Below are 10,484 nucleotides of genomic sequence, written 5' to 3'. Positions count from 1 at the left end.
TACGCCGCCGGCAGTGGGCGGTCGGCCGCCCCACCGCGCGATCCGCCGACCCAGCGCGTCAGCCGCGCATCAACCGGATCTTGTTGATGTCCACCTCGCCGCGCCGCCGGACCACCATCAGCACGATGCCGATGCCGATGGCCGCCTCCGCGGCGGCGATGGCGATGATGAACAGGCCGAAGATCTGCCCCTCCACCGACCCCGGGTCCAGGTACCGGTTCAACGCCACCAGGTTCAGGTTCACGGCGTTGAGCATGAGCTCGATGCACATCAGGATCCGGATGGCGTTGGTGCGGGTCAGCGCACCCCAGAGGCCGAGGCCGAAGAGCAGGGTGCCGACCACCAGGTAGTCCAGCAGCGGAACGCCGCCCATCACCGGCCCACCTCCCTGGCGGTCCCGGCCGCCACCGCGGCGCCCGCGCCGGAGGTGCCCCCCTGCGTCCCCGACACCGCACCGGATGCCGCCGGCTCCGCCGCGGGCCGTCCGCCGCCGGCGGGGGACGCCTCCCCGCCGCCGGCATCGGGGGTCGCCGGCGCGACCCGGCTGCGGGTGCGGCCGCGTTCCTCCGCCGCATCGCGCCGCGTCAGCCCGATGGCACCGATCAGGGCGGCCAGCAGGGCCGCCGAGGCCACCTCGAAGGGCACCGCGTAGCGGGTGAACATCTCCCCGCCGATGGCGCGCAGGTCGTCGGCCACGGGGTCACCCAGCGGCACCCGCGGCAGCTGGGCCGCCGCCAGGCCGGCCAGCACCACGGCCACCAGGACGCCCGCCACGACCACCGGGATCCACCCGTAGTACGGCGAGCGCAGGCGGCGGCGCAACCGCTCGGCGGGCGGCAGCTCGCCGGGGCCCCGGAGCTCCTCGGGGTCCGAGAGCATGATGGCGAAGACCACGACGGTCAGGATGGCGCCGACGTAGACCAGCACGTGGAGCAGGGCGAAGGTCGGAGCCTGGAGCAGGATGAACAGCCCCGCCATGCCCACGAAGGTCAGCCCCAGGAACAGGGCGCTGTGGGCGATCTGCTCGCTGGTCACCACCCGCCAGGCGCCCAGCAGCACCACCGCCGCCAGGATGGCGAAGGCCACGGCGCCGCCGCTCATGGCTTCTCGCCCCCGGCCAGCCGGACGGCGTCGTACTGCTTCCAGATCTCCGCCAGCTGCTCCTTGTTGAAGATCAGGTTGGGCACGGAGTAGTCCGCGATCTCGAAGTGGTTCGCCATCTCCAGGGCATCGAAGGGGCAGGCCTCGACGCACAGGTTGCAGACCATGCACCGCGACATGTCGATGTTGAAGACCTTGGGTCGGCGCAGGCGCTTGCCCTTCTCGTCGGTCTCCTCGATGACCTCGATGACGTTGACCGGGCACGAGCGGGCGCAGAGCCCGCACGCCGTGCAGTTGAGCTCGCCGGTCTCCAGGTTGGTCTTCAGCACCGGGATGCCGCGGTAGCCCTTGGGCAGGTCCGGCCGCTCGTCGGGGTAGTTCACCGTCACCGGCGGCCTGGCGGCCGATCGCCAGGTGACGGCGTGCCCGATCACCACGCTCTTGGCCGCCTGCCAGATCTCCGCGAGGATGCTCACCCACCGTCACCGCCTTTCAGACCAGGAACAACCCGGTGATCACCAGGTTGAGCAGGCCCACCGGCACGAGGAACTTCCAGCCCAGGTCGAGCAGCTGGTCGATGCGGATCCGCGGCAGCGTCCAGCGGATCCACATGGCCAGCAGGACGAAGGCGTACGTCTTGATCAGGAACCACACCACCGGCGGCAGCAGGGGTCCGTTCCACCCACCGAAGAACAGGCTGGCCGCGATGGCCGACATGGTGAACAGGTTCGTGTACTCGGCGAACATGAACATGCCCCAGCGGATGCCGCTGTACTCGGTGAAGTAGCCCGCCACCAGCTCCGACTCGGCCTCCGCCATGTCGAAGGGCGTGCGGTTGAGCTCGGCGATGGCGGCGATCAGGAAGACGATGAAGCCGAGGAACTGCGGGAACACGAACCAGTAGGTGCGCTGGGCCTCGACGATGTCCTGGAGGCTGAGGCTGCCCGCCAGCATCACGACGCCCAGCACCGCCAGCACCAGCGGGATCTCGTAGGCCATCAGCTGCGCCGCCGCCCGCATGGCGCCGATCAGCGAGTACTTGTTGTTGGACCCCCAACCGGCCATGAAGATGCCGAACAGGGTGAAGGACGAGACGGCGCTCAAGAACAGCAGGCCCAGGTTGAAGTCCGGCTGCACGCCGAAGTCGGGCCCCACGGGCAGGATGACGAACAAGAGCACCGCCGGCGCGAAGACGACCACCGGCGCCGCCGCCCAGACCCAGCGATCCGCCGCGGCCGGCATCACGTCCTCCTTGGAGAACATCTTGATGGCGTCGGCGATCAGCTGCAGCCATCCGTGGGGCTTGCCCACGCGGTACGGGCCCACGCGGTACTGGATGCGCGCCGACACCTTGCGCTCCAGCCACACGAGGAACATGAAGTTGAGCCCGATGAAGGCGAGGGCGATGGTCGCCTTGAGGATGGCCCACAGCACCGCCACCAGCCCCTCCGGCATCAACGGTCGACCTCCCCGAGGACGATGTCGATGCTGCCGATGATGGCCACCACGTCGGCGACCAGGTGCCCCCGCGCCAGGAGGGGCAGCAGCTGCAGGTGGACGAAGCAGGGCGACCGCCAGCGGGCCCGGTAGGCGTTGGTGTCCCCCGCCGCCACCAGGTAGACGCCCACCTCGCCGCGCGGGCCCTCCACCCGGTGGTAGACCTCGCCGTACGGGCGGATGGCCCGCGGGACCTTGGCCATCACCGGGCCGTCGGGCAGCTCCTTGACCGCCTGGCGGATGATCTTCGCGCTCTCCAGCATCTCGTACATGCGCACCACGGCCCGGTCGTAGACGTCGCCGTTCTCGCCCACCGGGACGTCGAACTCGAACCGATCATAGGGCAGGTAGTTGTCCACCTTGCGGACGTCGTACTTGACGCCCGAGCCGCGCAGGACCGGTCCGCTGGCCCCGTAGGCGATGGCCACCTCCGGCTTGAGCACGCCGATCCCCTTGGTCCGGCGGACGAAGATGGCGTTGTCGATGAGCAGCCGCATGAACTCCGGCCAGTAGGTGCGCTCCAGCTGGTCGAGGAAGGCGAGCAGGTCGTCGAGCCACCCGTCGGGGACGTCGTTGCGCATGCCGCCGATGCGCAGATATCCGTACAGGAACCGCGCCCCGGTGGCCCGCTCGAACAGCTTGTAGCAGTACTCGCGCGCCGTGAAGGCGTGCAGGAAGGGCGTCACCGCCCCCATGTCCAGCCCGAAGGTGCCGAACCACAGCAGGTGGCTGGTGATCCGCTGCAGCTCGGAGAAGATCACGCGCAGGATCTGGGCGCGCTCGGGGACCTCGATGCCCGTCAGCTTCTCCACCGCCTGCACCAGCGCGAGCTCGTTGGTGATGGCGGCCAGGTAGTCGTTGCGGTCCGAGAAGGGGACCGTCATCGCATACGTCATGTACTCGGCGATCTTCTCCCAGTTCCGGTGCAGGTAGCCGATGTCCGGCTGCGCGTCGACCACCCGCTCGCCGTCCAGGGTGAGCACCACCCGCAGCACGCCGTGGGTGCTGGGGTGCTGCGGCCCCATGCTCATGGTCATGGTCTGGCGCCCGCCGTCCAGGGCCTCGACCCGCACCCGGTCGCCCAGGCGCGGATCCAGCTCCAGCGGCTGCACCGGCTCCTGCGTCAGGCTCACGGCCCTCACCTCGCCTTCCGTCCACCCGCTCCCCACCGTCGCCCCATCGCCCGCCCTCGGGCAGGCACCGGGGGTCCCGTCCGCGCCGCTCGCCTCCCCCCGGCGCGCCCGACTCCCTCCGCGCCGTCCCGCGGCGCGCCCTCACCGCGGACGCACCTTGCGCTCCCGCTTGGGCCGCCGGTCGACGAAGTCCTTGCGCAACGGGAAGACGTCGTCGGGCGTCCAGGGCGGCATCAGGATCCGCCGCAGGTCCGGGTGGCCGCGGAAGCGGATCCCGAACATGTCGAAGGCCTCCCGCTCGTGCCATCCGGCGCCGGGCCAGACCTCGACCACGCTGGGGACCTCGGGGTGGTCCTTGCCCACGTTGACCTTGACCGTCAGCCGCCGGCGGTGCCCCACGCCCCGCAGCTGGTACACCACCTGCAGCGCGTCCTTGTAGTCGACGCCGCACAGGTCCGAGAGGTAGTCGAAGCCGAGCTGCGGGTCGTCGCGGAGGAACCGGGCCACCTCGAGCCACCGGTCCACCGGCACGGTGACGATGGGGCAGCCGTCGGCCGTGGCCGCCACGGGCTCGAAGTCCACGTCCGGGAAGGCCTCGCGCAGACGGGCTACCACGGGGTCGGTGGCCGGTTCCTCCCCCGCGCCCTCGGCCGCCGCCTTCTTCTTCGCCTTGGGGTCCACGAACGTGCCCTCGGCCGGCAGGGGCAGGGCCTCCAGCAGGGGCTTGTCGTCCTGGTGGATGTGGATCGGGCGGTCATCCCCGGCTTGCCCGGGCGCCGCCTCGGAGCGTTCCGCCACAGGTCTTCCCCCCATCGTTCCGGCGCGGTCTGGTGGCGTCCTCGCGGCCCGCGGCCGACGGGGCCGGCTTGCCATGGGGCCCATCGGGCGCAGGGGCGCCGCCGCGGCCGACGTCGGCCCGCCGGCGTCCCAACGCGCCTGCTCCCGGGCTCCCGGCGCGACGCGTCACGGCGCCCAGGCAAACGCCAGCCCCGCTCCCCGCGGGGCTGCGCCGTCTTCCGCTGGTCAGGCCGGCAGGTTCGCCCGGGCCACCTTGTCCTGCAGTTTCATGATGGCGTAGATCAACGCCTCCGGCCGCGGCGGGCAGCCGGCCACGTACACGTCGACGGGGACGATCTTGTCGACGCCGTCCACCACGTTGTAGCCCTGGTAGTACGGCCCGCCGTTGGAGGCGCAGGCCCCCATGGCGATCACGTACTTGGGCTCCGCCATCTGGTCGTACAGCGTCTTGATCACCGGCGCCATCTTCTCCGTGACCGTGCCCGCCACGATCATCAGGTCGGCCTGGCGCGGCGAGGCCCGGAACACCGAGCCGAGCCGGTCCAGGTCGATGCGCGAGGCGCCCGCCGCCATCATCTCGATGGCGCAGCACGCGATCCCGAACAAGAGGTACCAGAGCGAGTTCTTGCGACCCCAGTTGACCAGGGTCTGCAGGTTCGTGGTGATGACCCCGGGCAGGTACTCCCACACGCCCGGCAGGCGCTCCGCGGCGCGGTCGATCAGGCGGTCGGGATCCGTCTCGTCCCAGGCCACGTCGGCCAGGGTGATGCCCGACGGGCCCGTGACCCGCGGGTTGCTCACGCCCATCGTAACACCTTCTTCTTCCACGCGTAGACCAGGCCCACCGTCAGCATCCCGATGAACACGGCCATCTCCACGAAGGCAAAGGGCCCCATCTGGGCCAGCTCGCGGAACCGCACGGCCCACGGGTAGAGGAAGACCACCTCGACGTCGAACACCAGGAAGATCAGGGCGAAGACGTAGTAGTGGATGCTGTAGCGCACGCGGGCGTCGCCGTAGGGGCGAATCCCCGTCTCGTAGGTGGTCAGCTTACTGGGGTCGCGCCAGTCGCGCCGCAGCAGCCGGCTCAGGGCCACGTTGACCATCGGGAACGTGACCCCGGCGACGAGGAAGACCAGGACGTCGATCCAGACCCGGGAGTCCAACTGGCCGCCCCCCGTTTCCCCACCGGTGGACGCCACCGCGGCGGTGGCCACCGGTATAGAAAGGCGACGGGCGGGACTTCGTGAAATTCGGAACATGACGGAGCCCGCCCGAAAGCCATCCACATTATATGGAGAAGAAAAATTCGGTGTCAACCAAAGGCGCGGCAGCGCCCGCCGGGGCCCGGGGCGCCACCGGGACGGCGGGCAACGCGCCCCGCCCGGCATGGGGGTGTCGTCCCGGCGCCGACCGGACGCCGCGTGCACCCCCTCCCGGCGCCACCCTGACCGGCCCGGTGCCGTCGCCGCGGGGTTCCCCACGCCCGACGCGATGGTGACCTCCCTGGTGCCGAACCCCCCCTGCACGACGGGGGCACGCTCCCGCCACGCCATCGAGGCGATCGGCGATGACGACCCGGTGCTCGCGGCCGGCTTCCGCGCCACGAGGAGCGGGGGCGTCGGCGACCGACCCCGGCACCCGGGCCCCTTGGCGATGTCACCCGCCGGCTGCGCCGACGGCCGGTTCGTCCCCCGCATCGGCCGGGTGCCAGGCCGCCACGTTCCAGAGGAACCCGCCCGGCGAGCCGCTGATGGGCCCCGCCACCTCCGGGCGCACCGCCAGCACCTGGATCTCCTGCCAGAGGAACAGGGCCGGCTGCAGCTCCACCAGCCGCTCCTGGACCTTGCGGTAGGTGGCACGGCGGTCGCCCCCGCGGCGCCCGGCTTCGAGCAGCCGGTCCAGCTCGGCGTCGTGCAGGCCGGTGAAGTTTAGGTGGCCGCCCGAGTGCCACAGGGCGTAGCCGTCGGGGTCGACGCCCACCCCGACCCCCAGCAGCGCCGCCTGATACCGCCCCTCCCGCAGGGCGGCCACCAGCTCGCCCCATTCGAGCCGGCGCACCTCGACGGCGATCCCCACCTGCCGCAGCCAGTCGGCCAGCATGACCGCGGCCTGCTCCCGGTACCGGTTCTCCCGGTGGGTGAGGAGCTCGATCACCAGGGGCCGGCCGTCCCGCTCCCGGATGCCGTCGCCGTCGACGTCGCGCCAGCCTGCCGCCGCCAGCAGGTCGCGGGCCGCCTGGGGATCGTGGCGGGGCAGGGGCGCGGGGCCCGCCCACCAGGTGCCCGGCAGGGCCGGGGACGTCAGGGGCTCGGCATACCGCCCGAAGAGCTCGCCCACCAGGGCCTGTCGATCCACCGCCAGGTCGATGGCCCGGCGCACCGCCGGGTCGGCCAGCACCGGGTCGCGCAGGTTGTAGGCCACATAGGTGTAGCCGAGGTCGGGGAACTCCACCAGCCGCAGGGGCGACCCGCTCTCCACCGCCTGGCGGGCCGCCTCCGGGGAGAGGCGGCCGGCGTCCACCTCGCCGTCGAGGATCGCCCGGTCCAGCTCGTCCTGGTCGCGGAAGAACCGCACGACCACGACGGGATAGCCCGGCGTCGCGGCCGGCGGCAGGTCGTCCCGCGCCACCAGGCGCGCCTCCACCCCGGGCACCCAGCTCTCCAGCCGGTACGGCCCGGAGCCCACCGGCGCCCTGGTGTGGAAGGGGTGTTCGGGGTCGAGGGCCTCCGCCTGGCTGGCGAAGGCGTGGGCCGGCACCACCGGGAGGGTGAAGAGCTCCAAGGCCGGGGCGTAGGGCTCGGCGAAGGTCACCACGACGGTGCGCGGATCCACGGCCCGCACCGCCCCCTGGGCGAGCCACCGCGCGTAGGCCGCCTGGGCCCGCTCCTCCCAGGCGTCCGCATCGATCCGGCCCGCCTCTCGCTCCCGATCCAGCCGCTCCAGCTCCGCGAGGTACTCCGTCGCACCCGCCAGGGCCGCCAGGTTGGACGCACCCATCCGATCGGCCGCGGGATGCAGGCGGGCCGTCAGGGAGAACACCACGTCATCGGCCGTCACCGGCTGGCCGTCCTGCCAGGTCGCCGCCGTCAGGTGGAGGGTGTAGGTGCGGCCGTCGTCGCCGACCTCCCAGGAGACGGCCAGATCGGGTTCGACCTCCATGCGGTCGTTGTAGCGCACCAGGCTGCGGAACAGCAGGGGCTGCAGGGGATGCCGCTCGGTGAGCAGCGGGTTCCAGCCCTCGAAGCCGCCGAGGCTGCCGATCACCAGCTCGGGAGCGCCGCGGTCCGCGCCCGGCCCCGGCGCCGGCGTCGCGGCCGACCCGGCGGGCGCCGTGGGCGTGCGGCGGGCGGGGCCCGCCGCACGCCACACGCCGGCCACGGCGATCAACACCAGGGCGAGGATGAGCGCCGCCCCCAGCCGGCGCCGCAGGTTCAGGGTCTGCTCGGACAACCGGCATCCTCTCCCCGTTGCGGTGAACCCGGGGACGAACCGGCCCACGCGCGGCGGCACGACGGCGGCCGTGGGGCGGGCGCCCTCCCGGGGCGGCCCGGTCCGCCCCCGGCCGGCGGGGGCGGACCGGGCCCAAGACGCGCGGGCCGCGCGCCGCCGTCGCCGATCCCGCCCCGACCGACCCGATGCGGCCGCGCCGGCGCGAGCCCACGCCTAGCGCCGCCGCGGCAGCTCGACCAGCCGCGCCCGGGCCTCGCCGCCATCCAGCTCCAGCCACGCGTAGCTCGGCGCCGGGGCCCGCCGCGGATCCGTCGGCGAACCCGGGTTCAGCAGCAGCACGCCCTCCCGCCGCTCGATCAGCGGCTGGTGGCTGTGCCCGAAGATCACCACCGCCGGCCGCGGTTCGTCCGCGGCGAAGGCCTCCAGCGCGCGCCCCGGGGTCGTGGGCGCCCGGCCCAGGTGCCCGTGGGTCACCCCGACCCGCACCCCGTCGCGCTCGAAGACCGCCCGGGCCGGCAACCGGCGGCACGCCTCCGGGTCATCCACGTTGCCGTGGACGGCGATCACCGGCGCCAGCAGGGCCAGTTCGTCATAGACGTCAAGGCTCACCAGGTCGCCGGCGTGGACGATGAGGTCCGCCTGGGCGGCCGCTTCGAGCACGGACGGCGGCAGCGACCGGGCCCGTCCGGGAAGGTGGGTATCGGAGAGCACCAGGACCCTCGTCGGCACGGCGCCGGCCTCCCCCCCTCGCCCCGCGGACCGCGCATCAGGCGCCGACGTCCACGGCCGCGCCCGTCTCCGCCGCCACCCGGGCGAGGTAGCCTTCCCGCAACCGGGCGAAGACCGGCCCCGGGCGGCCGTCGCCCACCGGCCGGCCGTCCACCTCCACCACCGCCAGCACCTCGGAGTTCGTGCCCGAGAGGATGACCTCCGACGCCCGCTCCAGCCACTGCACGGGGATCGCCTGCTCCCTGACGGGGATCCCCGCCTCCCGGGCCACCTCCAGCACCACCATGCGGGTGACCCCGGGCAGGATGTTGGCCAGCGGATGGGTGTAGAGGACGCCCTCCCGCACCACGAACACGTTGCTCGACGTGCCCTCGGTGAGCAGGCCGTCGCGGACGAACAGGGCCTCGTAGGCCCCCGCCCGGGCCGCCCGCTGCTTCGCCAGCACGTTGGGCAGCAGGCCCGTGGTCTTGACCCAACACAGGCCCCACCGGTTGTCGGGTACGGTGATCGCCTTGACGCCGCGGCGCACCGCCTCGGCGGGCGGCGTGCCGCCGGGCCGGGCGATGGCCACCACGGTCGGCTGGAGGCCGTCCGGCCAGGCATGGGCGCGGGGCGCCACCCCGCGGCTGACCTGGACGTACACCGACCCGTCCCGCACCCCGTTGCGCCGGATCAGCTCCTCCAGCACCTGGGTCCAGCGGGCGCGGTCGTAGGGCAGGGGGATCTCCAGGGCGGCCGCGCTCTGCTCGAGGCGCTCCAGGTGGTCGTCCAGGCGGAAGAACCGGCCGCCGTAGCAGCGGATCACCTCGTAGATCGCGTCGGCGAAGAGGAAGCCGCGGTCTTCCACCGGCACCACGGCCTGGTCATACGGGACGAAGCCTCCGTTCAGGAAGACGACCTCCGGCGGCAAGGGGTTCCCCTCCCTCTCCGGACCCGGTCCGGCGCACGCCGGCGACGGTGGCCCGGACGCATTCCAACCCGTCGGGCCGGTACAGGGCGTTGCCCACCACCACGGTATGGGCCCAGGCGGCCATGGCCGCCGCCTGCTCGGCGGAGGCGAGTCCCCCGCCGTAGAAGAGCCGGGCCCGCCTGAGGACGCCGGCGGCCGCCCGGACCCACGCCGGCTCCCCGTACCGGCCGCTGTACTCAATGTACACGATGTCGGCTCGCAGGAGCCGCTCGGCCACCGTCGCCCAGGCCGCCACCTCGTCCGGCCCGGCGGGCGGACGGGCGGCCGTCAGGCGCGCCACCGTGGCGTCCGGGTTGCAGACGACGTACGCCTCCGTCACCACCCGGTCCCAGGGCACCGGGATCCCGGGGGCGATGCGGTCCAGCCGCTCGAGGGCCTCGCGGTGCGCCCCCACCAGCCAGCGCGGATCGCCGGTGTTGAGGACCATGGGGATCAGGTACCAGTCCGCCCCGGGCACCACCGCCTCGGTGCTCGAGACCTCCACGGCCACCGGCAGCCCGCTGGCCCGGGCCACCGCCATCAGCTGCACCACCGCGTCGCGGCGGATGCCGTCGCTGCCGCCCAGGATCAGGGCGTCGGTGCCGGTGGCGGCCAGCCGGCCCACCACCTCGGGGGCGATGGGACGGGCGGGGTCCAGCTTGACCGCATGGCGCCAGCGGCGCCAGTCGCCCCCGTCCATGGCGCGAACCTCCTCCGGACGCCGGGCGCGACCGGCGGGACCGGCACAGCGTGCCCGGCCACCGGGGCCCTCCCGGCGATCTCGCGCCCGGCGTCGCCGCCCGCCCAGGGTTCGGCACCGGTAT

12 protein-coding genes are annotated in these 10,484 nt (G+C 73.1%); all 12 read right to left on the bottom strand.

Going from position 1 to position 10,484, the window contains the following annotated elements:
- Positions 1-58: 58 nt before the first annotated feature.
- Entirely contained in the window at positions 59-373 is a 315-nt protein-coding gene (gene nuoK / locus Q5761_RS01420; RefSeq protein WP_318751580.1) for an NADH-quinone oxidoreductase subunit NuoK, read from the bottom strand.
- Positions 373-1,101, bottom strand: a complete 729-nt coding sequence (locus Q5761_RS01415) for an NADH-quinone oxidoreductase subunit J (RefSeq protein ID WP_318750899.1) — start codon at positions 1,099-1,101, stop codon at positions 373-375. The genes nuoK and Q5761_RS01415 overlap by 1 nt, the downstream gene beginning before the upstream one ends.
- Positions 1,098-1,577: a NuoI/complex I 23 kDa subunit family protein gene (locus Q5761_RS01410; RefSeq protein WP_135224828.1), complete on the bottom strand. Its 480-nt coding sequence runs from the start codon at positions 1,575-1,577 to the stop codon at positions 1,098-1,100. The genes Q5761_RS01415 and Q5761_RS01410 overlap by 4 nt, the downstream gene beginning before the upstream one ends.
- Positions 1,578-1,593: 16 nt before the next feature.
- On the bottom strand, positions 1,594-2,556 hold the full coding sequence (nuoH, locus tag Q5761_RS01405) for an NADH-quinone oxidoreductase subunit NuoH (RefSeq protein ID WP_135224827.1): 963 nt from the start codon (positions 2,554-2,556) through the stop codon (positions 1,594-1,596).
- Positions 2,556-3,731, bottom strand: coding sequence for an NADH-quinone oxidoreductase subunit D (locus Q5761_RS01400; RefSeq protein WP_135224826.1), 1,176 nt, complete (start codon positions 3,729-3,731; stop codon positions 2,556-2,558). The genes nuoH and Q5761_RS01400 overlap by 1 nt, the downstream gene beginning before the upstream one ends.
- 141 nt (positions 3,732-3,872) lie before the next feature.
- Complete coding sequence (locus tag Q5761_RS01395) at positions 3,873-4,529, bottom strand: NADH-quinone oxidoreductase subunit C (RefSeq protein ID WP_318750898.1); 657 nt, start codon at positions 4,527-4,529, stop codon at positions 3,873-3,875.
- A 225-nt stretch (positions 4,530-4,754) separates the two neighbouring features.
- Entirely contained in the window at positions 4,755-5,336 is a 582-nt protein-coding gene (locus tag Q5761_RS01390) for an NADH-quinone oxidoreductase subunit B (protein WP_135224824.1), read from the bottom strand.
- A complete protein-coding gene (locus Q5761_RS01385; RefSeq protein ID WP_243123832.1) occupies positions 5,327-5,635 on the bottom strand; it encodes an NADH-quinone oxidoreductase subunit A in 309 nt (102 codons plus the stop codon). The genes Q5761_RS01390 and Q5761_RS01385 overlap by 10 nt, the downstream gene beginning before the upstream one ends.
- Before the next feature lie 553 nt (positions 5,636-6,188).
- Positions 6,189-7,982, bottom strand: coding sequence for an ABC transporter substrate-binding protein (locus Q5761_RS01380; protein ID WP_318750897.1), 1,794 nt, complete (start codon positions 7,980-7,982; stop codon positions 6,189-6,191).
- Between the two features lie 213 nt (positions 7,983-8,195).
- The gene (locus Q5761_RS01375) at positions 8,196-8,711 is read right to left on the bottom strand and encodes a metallophosphoesterase (RefSeq protein ID WP_318750896.1); all 516 of its coding nucleotides are present in this window, start codon (positions 8,709-8,711) and stop codon (positions 8,196-8,198) included.
- A gap of 37 nt (positions 8,712-8,748) precedes the next feature.
- Positions 8,749-9,621, bottom strand: a complete 873-nt coding sequence (dat, locus tag Q5761_RS01370; protein WP_318750895.1) for a D-amino-acid transaminase — start codon at positions 9,619-9,621, stop codon at positions 8,749-8,751.
- Positions 9,575-10,360 (bottom strand): heptaprenylglyceryl phosphate synthase, encoded by a 786-nt coding sequence (locus tag Q5761_RS01365; RefSeq protein ID WP_318750894.1) that lies wholly within the window; start codon positions 10,358-10,360, stop codon positions 9,575-9,577. Before Q5761_RS01365 ends, dat begins: the two co-directional genes overlap by 47 nt.
- Positions 10,361-10,484: the final 124 nt, after the last annotated feature.

This window comes from Thermaerobacter composti (assembly GCF_033582035.1).
GTDB lineage: Bacteria > Bacillota > Sulfobacillia > Thermaerobacterales > Thermaerobacteraceae > Thermaerobacter > Thermaerobacter composti.
The sequence above is the reverse complement of the archived record's forward strand: the minus strand, read 5'-3'. Positions and strand labels throughout refer to the sequence as shown.

What these genes read in the sequence shown, in the direction of transcription:
- Q5761_RS01365 (WP_318750894.1), bottom strand. Translation starts at nt 10,360, where the DNA reads ATGGACGGGGGCGACTGGCGCCGCTGGCGCCATGCGGTCAAGCTGGAC.
- Q5761_RS01415 (WP_318750899.1), bottom strand. Translation starts at nt 1,101, where the DNA reads ATGAGCGGCGGCGCCGTGGCCTTCGCCATCCTGGCGGCGGTGGTGCTG.
- Q5761_RS01390 (WP_135224824.1), bottom strand. Translation starts at nt 5,336, where the DNA reads ATGGGCGTGAGCAACCCGCGGGTCACGGGCCCGTCGGGCATCACCCTG.
- nuoH (WP_135224827.1), bottom strand. Translation starts at nt 2,556, where the DNA reads ATGCCGGAGGGGCTGGTGGCGGTGCTGTGGGCCATCCTCAAGGCGACC.
- nuoK (WP_318751580.1), bottom strand. Translation starts at nt 373, where the DNA reads ATGGGCGGCGTTCCGCTGCTGGACTACCTGGTGGTCGGCACCCTGCTC.
- Q5761_RS01385 (WP_243123832.1), bottom strand. Translation starts at nt 5,635, where the DNA reads ATGGTCAACGTGGCCCTGAGCCGGCTGCTGCGGCGCGACTGGCGCGAC.